Annotated in this window: 16 protein-coding genes; 14 read left to right on the top strand and 2 right to left on the bottom strand. The window is 62.5% G+C overall.

What is annotated here, in order from left to right:
* The first annotated feature begins 239 nt into the window (after window positions 1-239).
* The 11 genes from eno (at window position 240) to ACZ89F_RS14460 (ending at window position 10709) form a co-directional block, all read left to right on the top strand.
* On the top strand, window positions 240-1514 hold the full coding sequence (gene eno, locus ACZ89F_RS14510; RefSeq protein ID WP_476092563.1) for a phosphopyruvate hydratase: 1275 nt from the start codon (window positions 240-242) through the stop codon (window positions 1512-1514).
* Window positions 1515-1792: 278 nt separating this feature from the next.
* On the top strand, window positions 1793-2116 hold the full coding sequence (locus ACZ89F_RS14505) for an FtsB family cell division protein (RefSeq protein ID WP_476092562.1): 324 nt from the start codon (window positions 1793-1795) through the stop codon (window positions 2114-2116).
* Between the two features lie 194 nt (window positions 2117-2310).
* Window positions 2311-3348 carry a pyruvate dehydrogenase (acetyl-transferring) E1 component subunit alpha gene (gene pdhA / locus ACZ89F_RS14500; protein WP_476092561.1) on the top strand — a complete coding sequence of 346 codons (1038 nt, stop codon included), beginning with the start codon at window positions 2311-2313 and terminating at the stop codon, window positions 3346-3348.
* Window positions 3349-3363: 15 nt separating this feature from the next.
* Entirely contained in the window at window positions 3364-4767 is a 1404-nt protein-coding gene (locus ACZ89F_RS14495; protein WP_476092560.1) for a pyruvate dehydrogenase complex E1 component subunit beta, read from the top strand.
* An 18-nt stretch (window positions 4768-4785) separates the two neighbouring features.
* On the top strand, window positions 4786-6165 hold the full coding sequence (locus ACZ89F_RS14490) for a pyruvate dehydrogenase complex dihydrolipoamide acetyltransferase (RefSeq protein ID WP_476092559.1): 1380 nt from the start codon (window positions 4786-4788) through the stop codon (window positions 6163-6165).
* A gap of 20 nt (window positions 6166-6185) precedes the next feature.
* Complete coding sequence (locus tag ACZ89F_RS14485; protein WP_476092557.1) at window positions 6186-6596, top strand: hypothetical protein; 411 nt, start codon at window positions 6186-6188, stop codon at window positions 6594-6596.
* On the top strand, window positions 6593-7228 hold the full coding sequence (locus ACZ89F_RS14480; RefSeq protein WP_476092556.1) for an SGNH/GDSL hydrolase family protein: 636 nt from the start codon (window positions 6593-6595) through the stop codon (window positions 7226-7228). Before ACZ89F_RS14485 ends, ACZ89F_RS14480 begins: the two co-directional genes overlap by 4 nt.
* 12 nt (window positions 7229-7240) lie before the next feature.
* Window positions 7241-8686 carry a dihydrolipoyl dehydrogenase gene (gene lpdA, locus ACZ89F_RS14475; protein WP_476092554.1) on the top strand — a complete coding sequence of 482 codons (1446 nt, stop codon included), beginning with the start codon at window positions 7241-7243 and terminating at the stop codon, window positions 8684-8686.
* 89 nt (window positions 8687-8775) lie between these two features.
* Window positions 8776-9033 (top strand): GlsB/YeaQ/YmgE family stress response membrane protein, encoded by a 258-nt coding sequence (locus tag ACZ89F_RS14470; RefSeq protein ID WP_476092552.1) that lies wholly within the window; start codon window positions 8776-8778, stop codon window positions 9031-9033.
* 139 nt (window positions 9034-9172) lie between these two features.
* A complete protein-coding gene (lipA, locus tag ACZ89F_RS14465; protein ID WP_476097286.1) occupies window positions 9173-10138 on the top strand; it encodes a lipoyl synthase in 966 nt (321 codons plus the stop codon).
* 112 nt (window positions 10139-10250) lie between these two features.
* Window positions 10251-10709: a type II toxin-antitoxin system RatA family toxin gene (locus ACZ89F_RS14460; RefSeq protein WP_476092551.1), complete on the top strand. Its 459-nt coding sequence runs from the start codon at window positions 10251-10253 to the stop codon at window positions 10707-10709.
* Here ACZ89F_RS14460 and ACZ89F_RS14455 read toward each other — a convergent pair.
* Together ACZ89F_RS14455 and ACZ89F_RS14450 are read right to left on the bottom strand one after the other, a co-directional pair.
* Window positions 10685-11194, bottom strand: coding sequence for a CinA family protein (locus tag ACZ89F_RS14455; protein WP_476092550.1), 510 nt, complete (start codon window positions 11192-11194; stop codon window positions 10685-10687). The two genes, ACZ89F_RS14460 and ACZ89F_RS14455, sit on opposite strands and share 25 nt — an antisense overlap.
* Window positions 11191-12420, bottom strand: a complete 1230-nt coding sequence (locus ACZ89F_RS14450; protein ID WP_476092549.1) for a bifunctional 2-C-methyl-D-erythritol 4-phosphate cytidylyltransferase/2-C-methyl-D-erythritol 2,4-cyclodiphosphate synthase — start codon at window positions 12418-12420, stop codon at window positions 11191-11193. The genes ACZ89F_RS14455 and ACZ89F_RS14450 overlap by 4 nt, the downstream gene beginning before the upstream one ends.
* Before the next feature lie 246 nt (window positions 12421-12666).
* Between ACZ89F_RS14450 and dusB the strand changes: the two genes are divergently transcribed.
* The 3 genes from dusB to ntrC are packed head-to-tail and all read left to right on the top strand — an operon-like array spanning window position 12667 to window position 16291.
* Window positions 12667-13695, top strand: a complete 1029-nt coding sequence (gene dusB, locus ACZ89F_RS14445; RefSeq protein WP_476092547.1) for a tRNA dihydrouridine synthase DusB — start codon at window positions 12667-12669, stop codon at window positions 13693-13695.
* Window positions 13692-14834: a two-component system sensor histidine kinase NtrB gene (locus ACZ89F_RS14440; protein WP_476092546.1), complete on the top strand. Its 1143-nt coding sequence runs from the start codon at window positions 13692-13694 to the stop codon at window positions 14832-14834. The genes dusB and ACZ89F_RS14440 overlap by 4 nt, the downstream gene beginning before the upstream one ends.
* Window positions 14831-16291 (top strand): nitrogen regulation protein NR(I), encoded by a 1461-nt coding sequence (gene ntrC / locus ACZ89F_RS14435; protein ID WP_476092545.1) that lies wholly within the window; start codon window positions 14831-14833, stop codon window positions 16289-16291. The genes ACZ89F_RS14440 and ntrC overlap by 4 nt, the downstream gene beginning before the upstream one ends.
* Window positions 16292-16372: the final 81 nt, after the last annotated feature.

Here is a 16372-nt window from a genome sequence, read left to right as displayed (position 1 = left end):
GTACATGACTTATGATGACAGCGTTTTGCGCTTCGTGAATCGCCTGATGCATGTCGCCCAAAAGTGGTCCCGGTTTTGGCAGAACGACATGCTTGAAAACAAAGACCTAAAGCGCGGCGACTGAATCCGTTCAAACGCGACGGCTGACGCCACGGCAATAATTGCGAGCCGGCCGATTGCCTTTTGCGGCACTTTGGCTAAGACGTGCGACATTCTTCAGATCAATCGAGGACATCGCAATGACCGCCATCATCGACATTGTCGGGCGTGAAATCCTGGACAGCCGTGGAAATCCGACCGTCGAGGTCGATGTCATTCTCGAAGACGGCTCGATGGGCCGCGCGGCGGTGCCGTCGGGCGCCTCGACCGGTGCCCATGAGGCCGTCGAACTGCGCGACGGCGGTGCCCGCTATCTCGGCAAGGGCGTGCTCAAGGCCGTCGAGGCGGTGAACGGTGAGCTATTCGAGGCCATCGGCGGCATGGAAGCCGAAAACCAGATCCATATCGACCAGACCATGATCGAGCTTGACGGCACACCCAACAAGAGCCGCCTCGGCGCCAACGCCATTCTCGGCGTTTCGCTGGCGGTGGCGAAGGCCGCGGCCGATGCCGCCGGCCTGCCGCTCTACCGTTATGTCGGTGGCACCAAGGCGCATGTCCTGCCGGTGCCGATGATGAACATCATCAATGGCGGCGCGCATGCCGACAACCCGATCGACTTCCAGGAATTCATGATCATGCCGATCGGCGCGCCGACGCTGCGCGAAGGGGTGCGCTGGGGTTCGGAAATCTTCCACACGCTGCGCAAGAAGCTGAAGGATGCCGGTCACAACACCAATGTCGGCGACGAGGGCGGCTTCGCCCCGAACCTGAAAAGCGCGCCCGTGGCGCTCGACTTCATCATGGAATCGATCGAGCAGGCCGGCTTCAAGCCGGGCGAGGAGATCGCGCTCGGCCTTGATTGCGCGGCGACCGAGTTCTTCAAGGACGGCAACTACGTCTATGAGGGCGAGAAGAAGACGCGTGACCCCAAGGCGCAGGCCAAATACCTGGCCAAGCTCGCTGCCGACTATCCGATCATCTCGATCGAGGACGGCTTGGCCGAGGACGACTGGGAAGGCTGGAAGTACCTCACCGACCTGATCGGCAAGAAGACCCAGCTGGTCGGCGACGATTTGTTCGTCACCAACACCGCACGGCTGCGCGACGGCATCCGCATGGGCGTTGCCAATTCGATCCTGGTCAAGGTTAACCAGATCGGCTCGCTGACGGAAACGCTCGACGCCGTAGAGACCGCACACAAGGCCGGCTACACCGCCGTGATGTCGCATCGCTCGGGCGAAACCGAGGATTCGACCATTGCCGATCTCGCGGTTGCCACCAATTGCGGACAGATCAAGACCGGCTCGCTGTCGCGCTCGGACCGCATGGCCAAGTACAATCAGCTGATCCGCATCGAGGAAGAACTCGGCAAGCAGGCAAGCTATGCCGGCAAGTCGGTGGTCAAGGGTTGATCCGGAAACATTCGGGATCCCCGGATATCGGATGAAAGGGCGGGAGCATTCCCGCCCTTTTTCATTTCGGCTCGCCAAACCGATCGCCCGTAACCGTCCGTTAAGCACAATCGGGCGAAAAAGATCGTCAGCCGCCTGAGTTCGCGGCCTAGAGCCGGATGATTTCAGGTCTGTTCGACCTGAAATCTGAATCCGACTCTAAATCAAAGAGATAGAGCATGATGTCGTCCGAAAACCGCTTCACACTTTTCGGCATCATGCTCTAGAGGAATCGGGCGATGTGGACGCGTCAGCACAAGCAGAGAAACACCGGCCGGCTGATCATTCCCTCGCTCTGCGTGGCGTTCCTGGCCTATTTCGGCTTTCATGCCTATCACGGTGAATTCGGCATCTATTCGAAATATCAGCTGGAAGCCCAGACGGTTGCGCTGCAGAGCCAGCTCGATGCGATCAAGGCGCGCCGCATGGAACTCGAGCGCCGCGTTCGGCTAATGCATGAAGGCACGCTTGAGAAGGACATGCTCGACGAGCAGGCGCGCAAGGCGCTCAATCTGTCCCAGGCTGATGAAATCACCATCATGTTGCCGGCCTCGACAAAATAACCGATATCGAGTTAATCGCCAATATTTTCAATGATTTTAATTGCTTAGGCGCATGCCAGCTATGCAAATTCGGCATGGCGCAACGCTTTGACGCGTGTTAGCCTCCCTAAAATCGGTGGGGAGCAGCTGATCTCCCCAGAGCAGATTTCATCCTGCTCTAATGTCCACAAAGAGACGCCAACAGGGAGTGATGCATGGCCACCGCCGCCAGAAAAGCGCCTGCCAAATCCAAATCCGACGGCAAATCGGGGCTTTCGGCCCCCAAGCCCGCCGACTTCACCAAGGACGAAGAGCTTGCCGCCTACCGGCATATGCTGCTCATCCGCCGCTTCGAGGAAAAGGCCGGCCAGCTTTACGGCATGGGTTTCATCGGCGGCTTCTGCCACCTCTATATCGGCCAGGAAGCGGTCGTCACCGGCATGAAGATGGCGCTGATCGACGGCGATCAGATGATCACCGCCTATCGCGACCACGGCCACATGCTGGCGATGGAGCTGTCGCCGCGTGGCGTCATGGCCGAGCTGACCGGGCGTCGTGGCGGTCTGTCACGGGGCAAGGGCGGCTCCATGCACATGTTCTCCAAGGAAAAGCACTTTTACGGCGGCCACGGCATTGTCGGCGCGCAGGTGTCGCTCGGCACGGGCTTGGCCTTCGCCAACCGCTACCGGGACAACAACAATGTCTCGCTGACCTATTTCGGCGACGGTGCGGCCAACCAGGGCCAGGTCTATGAAAGCTTCAACATGGCCTCGCTGTGGAAGCTGCCGGTGATCTACATCATCGAGAACAACCGTTATGCCATGGGCACCTCGGTCTCGCGCTCGTCGGCGGAAACGGACTTTTCGCATCGCGGCGCCTCGTTCAAGATTCCCGGCATCCAGGTCGACGGCATGGATGTCCGCGCCGTCAAGGCGGCGGGCGATCTGGCCACCGAATGGTGCCGCGCCGGCAACGGGCCGCTGATCCTCGAAATGCAGACCTATCGTTATCGCGGCCACTCGATGTCCGATCCGGCGAAGTATCGCTCAAAGGAAGAAGTGCAGAAGATGCGCTCCGAGCATGACCCGATCGAACAGGTCAAGGCGCGGCTGACCGAGAAGAAGTGGGCGACCGAAGACGAGCTCAAGACCATCGACAAGGAGGTCCGCGACATCGTCGCCGACGCCGCCGAATTTGCCCAGAACGACGCGGAGCCGGATCCGTCCGAGCTCTGGACCGATATCGTATTGTAACGGGAGGGCAAGGACATGCCGATCGAAATTCTCATGCCCGCTCTCTCGCCGACCATGGAAGAGGGCAATCTTTCCAAGTGGTTGAAGAGCGAGGGCGACAAGGTCGTCGCCGGCGACGTCATCGCCGAGATCGAAACCGACAAGGCGACGATGGAAGTCGAAGCCGTTGACGAGGGCACGCTGGGCAAGATCCTGATCGCCGCCGGCACCGAAGGCGTCAAGGTCAACACCCCCATCGCCGTGCTGCTGCAGGACGGCGAAAGCGCCGGGGATATCGGCAAGGCCGCCGCGCCCGCCAAGGCGGAAGCACCTGCAAAGGCTGAGGTTCTGGCCGCCGCCGAGGACAAGGCGGAGGCCACCAAGCCGGCTGCGACGCCGGTCGCTGCCGCTCCAAAGACGGAAATCGCCGCCGATCCGGACATTCCGGCCGGCACCGAGATGGTCTCGACCACGGTGCGCGAAGCGCTGCGTGACGCGATGGCCGAGGAAATGCGCCGCGACGGTGACGTCTTCGTCATGGGCGAGGAGGTCGCCGAATACCAGGGCGCCTACAAGATCACGCAAGGGCTGCTGCAGGAGTTCGGGCCGCGCCGCGTTGTCGACACGCCGATCACCGAGCATGGCTTTGCCGGCGTCGGCGTTGGTGCCGCGATGGCCGGCCTGAAGCCGATCGTCGAGTTCATGACCTTCAACTTCGCCATGCAGGCGATCGACCAGATCATCAACTCCGCCGCCAAGACGCTCTATATGTCCGGCGGCCAGATGGGCGCGCCGATCGTGTTCCGTGGACCGAACGGCGCCGCCGCCCGGGTCGCCGCCCAGCACTCGCAGTGCTATGCCGCCTGGTATAGCCACATTCCGGGCCTGAAAGTGGTGATGCCTTACACCGCCGCCGATGCCAAGGGCTTGCTGAAGGCAGCGATCCGCGATCCCAATCCGGTCATCTTCCTGGAGAACGAAATCCTCTACGGCCAGTCCTTCGACGTGCCGAAGCTCGATGATTTCGTGCTGCCGATCGGCAAGGCGCGCATCCACAAATCCGGCAAGGACGTCACCATCGTCTCGTTCGGCATCGGCATGACCTATGCGGTCAAGGCGGAAGCCGAGCTGCGCGGCATGGGCATCGATGTCGAGATCATCGATCTCAGGACCATCCGCCCGCTTGACCTCGATACCATCATCGCCTCGGTCAAGAAGACGAACCGCCTGATCGTTGTCGAGGAGGGATATCCGCAGAGCTCGGTCGGCGACCATATCGCCAACCAGGTGTCGCAGCGCGCCTTCGATTTCCTCGACGCGCCGGTCATCACCATTGCCGGCAAGGACGTGCCGATGCCCTATGCGGCCAACCTCGAGAAACTGGCGTTGCCGAATGTCGGCGAGGTCATCGAGGCGGTCAAAGCCGTCACGTATCGCTGAACCGGGCGGGAGGACAAAATGCCAATCAACATCACCATGCCGGCCCTGTCGCCCACGATGGAAGAGGGCAATCTGTCCAAGTGGCTCGTTAAGGAGGGCGACAAGGTTTCGCCGGGCGATGTCATCGCCGAGATCGAGACCGACAAGGCGACGATGGAAGTCGAAGCTGTCGATGAGGGCACGGTTGCAAGGCTCGTGGTTCCTGCCGGAACCGAAGGCGTCAAGGTCAACGCGCTGATCGCCGTGCTCGCCGCCGAAGGCGAGGATGCAGGCGCTGCCGCGAAAAGCGGCGGTGCTGCCGCACCGGCGAAAGCCGAGGCGCCGAAAGGGGATGCTCCCAAGGCGGAAGCGCCAAAGGCTGAGGCACCAAAGGCCGAGCCTGCCGCAGCCGCACCCAAGGCAGAGGCGGCGCCGGTTGCCAACGGCCATGCGGCTGGCGAGCGCACCTTCGCCTCGCCGCTCGCGCGTCGCATCGCCAGGGAAGCCGGCGTCGATGTCTCTGCCGTGACCGGCACCGGTCCGCATGGCCGCGTGGTGAAGGCCGATGTCGACGCGGCGATTGCCGGTGGCGGCGCCAAGCCTGCCGCCAAGGCCGCGCCCGCCGGCGCGCCAGTGGCTCCGTCTGCTGCTGCCCCCGCGGTGAAGGCGATGTCGGACGAGCAGGTGCTGAAACTGTTCGAGGACGGCTCCTACGACCTCGTCCCGCATGACAATATGCGCAAGACCATCGCGCGCCGGCTGGTCGAGGCCAAGACCACCATTCCGCATTTCTACCTGACGCTCGACTGTGAACTCGACGCACTCCTGGCGCTGCGCACGCAGATCAATGCTGCTGCCCCGGTGAAGAAGACCGACAAGGGCGACGCGCCCGCCTACAAGCTGTCGGTCAACGACATGGTCATCAAGGCGATGGCCATGGCGCTGAAGGCGGTGCCCGATGCCAATGCCTCATGGACCGAAACCGCCATGGTCAAGCACAAGCATGCCGATGTCGGCGTTGCGGTGTCGATCCCGGGTGGACTGATCACGCCGATCATCCGCAAGGCCGACGAAAAGACGCTGTCCACCATCTCCAACGAGATGAAGGACCTGGCCAGCCGCGCGCGCAGCCGCAAGCTGAAGCCGGAAGAGTATCAGGGCGGCACCACGGCGGTGTCCAACCTTGGCATGTTCGGCATCAAGGATTTTGCCGCCGTCATCAACCCGCCGCATGCGACGATCCTGGCGGTCGGCGCCGGCGAGGAGCGGGCAGTGGTCAAGAACGGCGAGATCAGAATAGCCACCGTGATGTCGGTGACGCTGTCGACCGACCATCGCGCCGTCGACGGTGCGCTGGGAGCGGAACTGCTGGTTGCCTTCAAGCGGCTGATCGAGAACCCGATGGGCATGCTGGTCTAGGAAGGGAGAGGGCGGTGCGGATGGTCTTCACCAGCCTCTTCGCTTTCATCATTTCCGGATTCGCCGGTGGCCTGGTCGCTCAACTGCTGGCGGTCGCAACCCATGCGCAGGAGGAGTACATTCTCGTGTTCATGGCGTCCGCGCTTGTCACCATTGTCGTGACGATCGTGTTTTTCATTGCGCAGCTTTTTTCGAATGCACCGACGATCATCAACTGGCTGGCCCTTTGCGCGATTGTCCTGTCCGTGCTGATCGGACTCGGCCTGATCGGCTGGACGTTCTCGCAGCCGATCGGTAACCGCCAGTGGGGAGGCGACCTGGCGATCGTCGCCGGCCTGGTTTTGCCAAGCCTGGCCACTGTGCTGGTTCATTGGCTGTTCGTGCGCTGGCGGATGAGACGTGGTTTGATCAGGGCACAGGTGGGCGCATGAAGACGGTTCTTTGCTACGGCGACTCGCTGACCTGGGGCTACGATGCCGAGGGCGGTCGCCATGCGCTGGAAGACCGCTGGCCGAGCGTGCTGCAGGCTGGCCTCGGTGGCGGCGTTCAGGTCATCGCCGACGGTCTCAATGGCCGCACCACAGCCTTCGACGATCATCTGGCTGGTGCCGATCGCAATGGTGCCAGACTGTTGCCGACGGTCCTGACGACGCATGCGCCGATCGACCTGATTGTCATCATGCTCGGCGCCAACGACATGAAGCCGTGGATCCACGGCAATCCGGTCGCGGCCAAGCAAGGCATCGAGCGGCTGATCGACATCGTGCGCGGTCATGACTATCCGTTCGATTGGCCGGCGCCGCAGGTGCTGATCGTTGCGCCGCCTGTGGTCAGCCGCACTGAAAACGCCGACTTCAAGGAAATGTTTGCCGGCGGCGATGAGGCATCGCGGCAGCTCGCACCGCAATATGCGGCGCTCGCCGACGAAGCCGGCTGTGGCTTCTTCGATGCCGGCAGCGTGGCGCAGACCACACCGCTTGATGGCGTCCATCTCGACGCCGAAAACACGCGAAACATCGGCAAGGCGCTGACATCGGTTGTGCGCGTCATGCTGGAATTGTGAAGGAGAAAAACCGTGGCTGAATCCTACGACGTCATCATCATCGGCTCCGGCCCCGGCGGCTATGTCACGGCGGTGCGTTCCGCCCAGCTTGGCTTCAAGACGGCGATCGTCGAGCGCGAGCATCTCGGCGGCATATGCCTCAACTGGGGCTGCATCCCGACCAAGGCGCTGCTGCGCTCGGCCGAGATCATGCATTATTCGGATCACCTGAAGGATTACGGGCTGAAACTTGACGGCAAGGTCAGCGTCGACACATCAGCCGTCGTCGACCGCTCGCGGAAAGTCTCGCTGCGCCTCAACGGTGGCGTGGCCTTCCTGATGAAAAAGAACAAGGTCGACGTCATCTGGGGCGAAGCCAAGCTTTCGAAGCCGGGTGAGATTGTCGTGTCCAAGACGGTTAAGAAGCCGATGGAACCGCAGCCGCCGGTGCCGAAAGGCGTCAAGGGCGAGGGCACCTACACCGCCAAGCACATCATCCTGGCGACCGGCGCCCGGCCGCGCGCGCTGCCCGGCATCGAGCCGGACGGCAAGCTGATCTGGACGTATTTCGAGGCCATGGTGCCGAAAGAGATGCCGAAGTCGCTGCTGGTCATGGGATCAGGCGCCATCGGCATCGAATTCGCCTCCTTCTACCGCACCATGGGTGCTGACGTGACGGTGGTCGAACTGCTGCCAGCGGTGATGCCGGTCGAGGATGCCGAAGTCTCGAAATTCGCGCAAAAGCAGTTCGAGAAGCAAGGCATGAAGATCATCCTCGAAGCGAAGGTGACCAAGGTCGAGAAGGGTGCCAACTCGGTCACCGCGCATGTCGAGATGAAGGACGGCAAGGTTGAGAAGATCACTGCCGACCGCATGATTTCGGCGATTGGCGTGCAGGGCAATATCGAGAATCTCGGGCTTGAGGCGCTCGGCGTGAAGACCGAACGCGGCTGCGTCGTCGTTGACGGTTACGGCAAGACCAACGTGCCGGGCATCTACGCCATCGGCGATGTCGCCGGCCCGCCAATGCTTGCCCACAAGGCCGAGCATGAGGGCGTGGTGTGCGTTGAGAAGATCGCCAACTTCCCCGGCGTGCATGCCACCGACAAGCTCAAGATCCCCGGCTGCACCTACTGCAACCCGCAAGTCGCGTCCGTCGGCCTGACGGAAGCGAAGGCCAAGGCAGGGGGCAAGGACATCCGGGTCGGGCGCTTCCAGTTCGCCGCCAATGGCAAGGCAATTGCGCTCGGCGAAGACCAGGGCTTCATCAAGACCATCTTCGACAAGAAGACCGGCCAGCTGCTCGGCGCCCACATGGTCGGCGCCGAAGTGACCGAACTGATCCAGGGCTTTGTCGTGGCGATGAATCTGGAGACGACCGAGGAAGAGCTGATGCACACCATTTTCCCGCACCCGACGCTGTCGGAGATGATGAAGGAAAGCGTGCTCGACGCCTATGGCCGCGCGCTCAACGCGTGATAAATTGAAAGCGCTGGCCCAGATGGAACCCGGCGGCAAGGCAGTTCGTTTGCGGATGCGTTTTCATCCATCACACAAGGAGAAGGCATATGCATTTGAACGGCGTCGGCTGGATTGCAGCCATCATCATCGGCGGCCTGGCAGGCTGGTTCGCCGAAATGGTGATGAAGAGCAACACCGGCATCTTCATGAACATTGTTATGGGCATCGTTGGCGCGGTCGTGCTGAACGCCATTCTGCAGGCGCTCAATTTCGGCCCGTTCGGCGTCGGCTGGACTGCCTATCTGATCACCGGCTTTATCGGCGCCTGCCTGCTGATCTGGGCGGGGCGTCTGGTGCGCCGTTAACATCACTGAAGAGCTGCTATGCGAAAAAGGCTGTTGCGGCATGCGCCGCGGCGGCCTTTTTCTTTGCGTTGAAAAGTCTTAGATGAACTTATCACAGCGAACGCCTGACTGGCGGTCGCGAATGAAACCAGGTTTCCCGATGGTCACTGTCCTCGATACGATCGCCAACGCCCCGCGCTTGCGGCATCCGGAAAAGGCGCACAAGCCTGATCAGGATGTGTTGCGCAAGCCCGACTGGATACGCGTCAAGGCGCCGATGTCGAAGGGCTATGCCGAAACGCGCGAAATCGTCAAATCGCATAAGCTGGTGACGGTCTGCGAAGAGGCCGGCTGCCCCAACATTGGCGAATGCTGGGAAAAGAAGCACGCCACCTTCATGATCATGGGCGAGATCTGCACGCGCGCCTGCGCCTTCTGCAACGTCGCCACCGGCATTCCAACAGCACTCGATGCCGATGAACCGGCCCGCGTCGCGCATGCCGTCAAGCAGATGGGCCTGACCCACGTCGTCATCACCTCGGTCGACCGCGACGATCTCGCCGACGGCGGTGCGCAGCATTTTGCCGAGGTCATCCGCGCCATCCGGGCGGCGACGCCGTTGACGACGATCGAAATCCTGACGCCCGACTTCCTGCGCAAGGAAGGCGCGCTGGAGATCGTCGTGGCGGCCAAGCCCGACGTCTTCAACCACAATCTGGAGACCGTGCCGTCGAACTATCTGACGGTTCGTCCGGGCGCTCGCTATTTCCACTCGATCCGGCTGTTGCAGCGGGTCAAGGAACTCGACCCGTCGATCTTCACCAAGTCCGGCATCATGGTGGGTTTGGGCGAGGAGCGGAACGAAATCCTGCAGCTGATGGACGATCTGCGTTCGGCCAATGTCGACTTCATGACCATTGGCCAGTACCTGCAGCCGTCGAAGAAGCACCATCCGGTGATCCGTTTCGTCACGCCGGAGGAGTTCAAATCCTTCGAGACGATTGGCCGGACCAAGGGTTTCCTGCTGGTGGCATCGAGCCCGCTGACGCGCTCGTCGCATCATGCCGGCGACGATTTCGCCCGGCTGCGCGCGGCACGGGAATCGCTTCTCAAGAAATCGCTCTGATGCATGTCACCCAAAGTGACCTCGGTTTTGGGAGAACGACATGCATGAAGACAAAGAACCTGAAGCGCGTTGCATGAAACCGCTTCGCCGCGACGCGCCTTAGAGCAGGTTCATGCCGAAATTCGAAGCCACCCGCCGCGTATCCCACACGCCGGAGCAGATGTTCGCGCTGGTCGCCGATGTCGAATCTTATCCGCAATTCCTGCCGCTTTGCGAAGCGCTGACGGTTCGCTCGCGCAAGGAGCGTGACGGACGCACCGTTCTCCTCGCCGACATGAGCATCGGCTACAAGGCGATCCGCGAAACCTTCACGACGCAGGTGCTGCTGAAGCCCGACGAGAACACCATCGACGTGAAATACATCGACGGCCCGTTCAAATATCTGAGCAATGTCTGGCGTTTCGAAGCGGACGGCGCCGGCTGCGCCGTCCGCTTCTTCATCGACTATGAATTCAAAAGCCGCATTCTGGGCGCGGTGATGGGAACCATGTTCGACCGTGCCTTTCGCATGTTCGCCGAGGCTTTCGAGAAGCGTGCGGATGTCATTTACGGCGCGGCACCCTCGGCCTGAAGCTGGCCAAGCGCGCGCAGACCCAACTCCAACGCGTGCCGGACCGTTTCCCTGCGGATGAAATCGCGGCCCTTGTCGGCAAACAGTCTGTGCTCGGCGGTCACGCGCTGGCCGTCCAGGCCGACGCCGAACCAGACCAAGCCGACCGGTTTTTCCGTGGAACCGCCGCCGGGGCCGGCAATGCCGGTGACCGCCAGGGTCAGCCCGGCGCGCGAACGGGCCAGCGCGCCTGTTGCCATTTCGGTCGCCGTCTCGCGCGAAACCGCGCCATGCGCGTCAAGCGTGGCGGTGGAAACGCCGAGCATGTCCATCTTGGCTTCGTTGGAATAGGTGATGAAGCCGCGATCGACCACGGCGGAGGAACCGGCGATGTCGGTGAGCGCGGCAATGATCATGCCGCCGGTGCAGCTTTCCGCCGTTGCCAGCATGATGCCGCGCTTCTGGCAGGCTTGCAGCAGGGCATTTGCCAGCTCATTGTTGCTCACTCCGGCACCTCGCCTGGAAACACCACGCTGGCGGTGGCGATCGCCGCTATGCCTTCCTCGCGCCCGATAAAGCCGAGCTTCTCATTGGTTGTCGCCTTGATCGAGATGCGGTCCGGCGAAATTGCCAGCATCCGCGAAAGGGCTGCGGTCATGGCCTCGCGATGCGGGCCGACGCGCGGCGCCTCGCAGATCAGCGTGATATCGGCATTGGCGATGCGTCCGCCGCGCTCGCGCACCAGTCTTGCGGCATGCTCGACGAAGATCCGGGACGCCGCGCCCTTCCACTGCGGATCGGACGGCGGGAAATGCGTGCCGATGTCCCCGGCGCCGCAAGTCGCCAGCAGCGCATCGGTCAGGGCGTGCAGGCCGACATCGGCGTCTGAGTGGCCGGACAGTTTCTTGTCATGAGGAATGGCGACGCCACACAGGGTGACATGGTCGCCGGGCTCGAAGGCGTGGACGTCGTAGCCATTGCCGGTTCTGATGTCGGGAAAGCGCACGCGTTCGCCGGAAAGCCGCTGGTCCGCCATCGCAATATCCCGTGCCCAGGTGAGTTTGACATTGTCCGGCGAGCCCGGAACGATATTGACCGGAATATGCGCCCATTCGGCGATCGCGGCGTCGTCGGTAAAATCCATTTTTCCCAGATGATGGGCTTTCTCATGCGCGGCGAGGATGGGCCAGAATGGAAAGCCCTGTGGCGTTTGCGCCGCGTGAAGCCCGCTGCGCGAAACGGTTTCGCCAACCACGCCGGAGGCCGACTCGCGCTTCAGCGTGTCGGCGACGGGCAAAGCGGGCAACGCGCCCTCGCGCTCGCCGATGGCGGCGATGGTGCGGTCAATCAATTCCGCATCGACAAACGGACGCACGGCGTCGTGGATCAGAACCTGCGCCGGCGCGTGGCCTCTCAGCGCAAGCAATCCGAGCCGGACGGACTCCTGCCTGGTCGCCCCACCCATGACGGCGGTGACCCGCTCGGCGTTGGCGCCCGCCGCCTGCCGGAACAGTTCGTGGTCGTCGGCATGGATGGCGACGACAATCTCGCTGGTTCGCGGGTGAGCCAGAAAAATCTCCAGCGTGTGCGCGATGACGGCATAGCCGCCAATGTGTTGATATTGCTTCGGCCCATTGGCCTGTCCGGCGCGCGCGCCACGGCCGGCCGCAACGATCACCACCGCGACCTTGCCATCCGCACTCGAAACGTGATTTTCACTTGCGTCAGTCATTGCAGATTGGTCCTAGCGCACGATCCCGAAAAGTGTAATCGGTTTTCGGAAAAGATCGTGCGCCAAAGATGAAGTTCCAAAGCGTCCTTTACGCGCCCCGAGGGACGCGCGGGCGCTTTGGTCACAGCCAATCCCGAAGGCCAGCATTTTCCCAATTGCGCCTTAATGTGGCGTCATTCCGCGTTGCACATTGCGGCGGTTCTGGCTAGAGAATGTGCAACGAATGAACATGCTTGGTTTTTATGCATGGTTAACTTGACCAAATTGGCCGCGCCGCTCGATGTCGGTGGTGTGAGAATCCGCAATCGCGTGTTCCTCGCGCCGATGTCGGGCATTACCGACGAGCCGTTCCGGCAGCGCGCCCATGCGCATGGCGCGGGCCTGGTCGTGTCCGAAATGGTGGCCAGCGGCGAGCTTGCCAAGGGCAGGGCCGGTTTCAACCTGCGCATACGCCACTCCGGCCTGCCGGTCCATATGGTCCAGCTTGCCGGACGCGAGGCGGCGCACATGGCTGAAGGCGCGCGAATCGCCGCCGGCGAGGGCGCCGACATCATCGACATCAACATGGGCTGCCCGGCCAAGAAGGTCACCGGTGGCTATGCCGGCTCGGCACTGATGCTGGATCTCGACCATGCACTGTCGCTGATCGACGCCGTTGTCGGCGCGGTCGAGGTGCCGGTGACGGTCAAGATGCGGCTGGGCTGGGACGAAGGCGCGCTCAATGCGCCGATGCTGGCGCGCCGCGCCGAACAGGCCGGCGTCAGCATGGTGACCGTGCACGGCCGCACGCGCTGCCAGTTCTATCAAGGCAAGGCCGACTGGCGCGCCATCGCCCGGGTCAAGGAAGCCGTGTCCATCCCGGTCGTCGCCAATGGCGATGTTTCTTCGCCAGCGGAAGCGGCTGACATTCTCGACCAGTCGGGTGCCGATGCCGTGATGATCGGCCGCGCCCACTACGGCGCACCCTGGATCGCTGGCGGCATCGCGGCGGCAGCGGCAGGTGAGACGGCGACCAACGTCCCGCAGAGCTCGACGGCACTGGCCGAGTATGTAGTCTCCCATTACGAAGACATGCTGGCGCTCTACGGCGTCGAGAGCGGCCTGCGTCAGGCGCGCAAGCATCTCGGCTGGTATCTCGATCGCCATGCCGGCGGCGTCGCTGACGACGGCCGAAAGGCCATACTGACCGCATTCGAGCCGGCGCGCGTCATCACCTTGCTGCACGATGTGTTTTCGCGCGATCCGCAACCCCTGAACCTGCGGAGCGCCGCATGAACGCCGCCGCTGGCCAAGGCGCTGAAATGGCGGATGCCGCCCAGATCGTGCTCAACACCATCCGCCGCCCGGTGATCATGATCAGCGAGGAAGGGTTCATCACCTACGCCAACGCCGACGCGGAAGACTTCTTTCGCTCAAGCGCGACCATGCTGGCGCGCAACACGCTGTCCAAGCTCATTCCCTTCGGCAGCCCGCTGCTGACGCTGGTCGATCAGGTGCGCGAGCGTCGGGCCCCGGTCAACGAATACCGGGTCGACGTGTCGTCGCCGCGCCTCGGCATCGAGAAGGTCGTCGATCTCTACGTCGCCCCGGTGCCGGAATATCCAGGCTCCGTCGTGGTGATGTTCCAGGAACGGTCGATGGCCGACAAGATCGACCGGCAGATGACGCATCGCGGTGCGGCACGCTCGGTCACCGGCCTGGCGGCGATGCTTGCCCATGAGATCAAGAACCCGCTCTCCGGCATCCGTGGTGCTGCCCAGCTGCTCGAACTGTCGGCTTCCGACGAGGACCGCGCGCTGACGCGGCTGATCACCGACGAGACGGACCGCATCGTATCGCTGGTCGACCGCATGGAGGTGTTTTCAGACGAGCGGCCGATCGACCGCTATCCCGTCAACATCCATGTCGTGCTCGACCATGTGAAGGCCATTGCCAAGAACGGTTTTGCCAAGAGAATCAAGATAATGGAGGATTATGATCCTTCATTGCCTCCGGTTTTTGCCAACCGTGACCAGCTCATCCAGGTGTTCCTCAACCTGGTCAAGAACGCCGCCGAGGCGATCGGCAGCGACCCACAGGGCGAGATCGTGCTGTCGACCGCCTTCCGGCCCGGCATCCGCGTTTCTGTTCCGGGTACGCAGGATCGCGTATCGCTGCCGCTGGAATTCTGCGTGCGCGACAATGGCTCCGGCGTCTCGGAAGATATTTTGCCGATCCTGTTCGACCCGTTCATCACCACCAAGCCGAACGGCTCCGGGTTGGGTCTGGCGCTGGTCGCCAAGATCGTCGGCGAGCATGGCGGCATCATCGAATGCGAATCGACGCCGCGCGGGACCACATTCCGCATTCTGATGCCGGCCTGGAAAGAAGCGCCATACGGCGCCGACGAAGACGGTGAAGGAGACCGCAAATGACCGTTCGCGGCAATATTCTCGTCGCCGACGACGATGCGGCGATCCGCACCGTCCTCAACCAGGCGCTTTCGCGCGTCGGCCACGAGGTGCGCGTCACCTCCAACGCTTCGACGCTGTGGCGCTGGGTGGCGGCGGGCGAGGGCGATCTGGTCATCACCGATGTGGTGATGCCGGACGAAAACGCGTTCGACATGCTGCCGCGCATCAAGAAGGCGCGGCCGGAACTGCCGGTCATCGTCATGAGTGCCCAGAACACCTTCATGACGGCGATCCGCGCATCCGAAACCGGCGCCTATGAATATCTGCCCAAGCCGTTCGACCTGACCGAACTGCTCAGCATCGTCAACCGGGCGCTTTCCGAGCCACGGCGGCCCAAAATCGATGCGCGGCCGGAAGAACAGCCCGACGCGATGCCGCTGGTCGGCCGCTCGGCCGCCATGCAGGACATCTACCGCATGCTGGCGCGCATGATGCAGACCGACCTGACGGTGATGATTTCGGGCGAATCCGGCACCGGCAAGGAACTGGTGGCGCGTGCGCTGCATGAATATGGCCGCCGTCGCGGCGGCCCGTTCGTTGCCATAAACATGGCGGCGATCCCGCGCGATCTGATCGAATCGGAACTGTTCGGCCACGAGAAGGGCGCCTTCACCGGCGCGCAAAACCGATCGACCGGGCGCTTCGAACAGGCCGAAGGCGGTACATTGTTCCTCGACGAGATCGGCGACATGCCGATGGAGGCGCAGACGCGCCTGCTACGTGTGTTGCAGCAGGGCGAATACACCACGGTTGGCGGACGAACGCCGATCAAGACCGATGTGCGCATCGTCGCCGCCACCAACAAGGATCTGCGCACGCTGATCAACCAGGGGCTCTTCCGCGAGGATCTGTTCTATCGCCTCAACGTCGTGCCGCTCAGGCTGCCGGCGCTGCGCGAGCGCTCCGAGGACGTGCCCGATCTCGTCCGCCACTTCTTCAAGCTCGGCGAAATGGAAGGCCTGCAGACCAAGCGCATCTCGTCGGGCGGCATCGAACTGATGAAGCGCTATCCATGGCCGGGCAATGTGCGCGAACTGGAAAACCTCGTTCGCAGGCTCGCCGCGCTCTATTCGCAGGACGAGATTTCCGCCGAGATCATCGAGGCCGAGCTCAAGACCGGCGAACGTCCGGTGGTGCCGGGTGGTGGCAACCTCATTCCCGACGACCTGTCGATCGGCCAGGCGGTGGAGCACTTCCTGCAGCGTTATTTCGCCTCGTTTGCCGGCGATTTGCCACCTGCCGGCCTCTATCAGCGCATCCTGTCCGAGGTCGAGTATCCGCTCGTCCTGGCCTCGATGACGGCAACCCGCGGCAACCAGATCAAGGCGGCGGAATTGTTGGGGCTCAACCGCAACACGCTGCGCAAGAAGATTCGTGAACTCGGCGTCAACGTCTACAAATCATCGCGCCACGGCTGAGCCCCGATCTGAACGTCTGGTTCTTTTCGGGGGACGGCTGGCGAAAGATTTCCGTCTCGGTCACACTTGTTGCATAATCGC

The sequence above is a fragment of the Mesorhizobium sp. USDA 3734 genome (assembly GCF_056279665.1).
The sequence above is the reverse complement of the archived record's forward strand: the minus strand, read 5'-3'. Positions and strand labels throughout refer to the sequence as shown.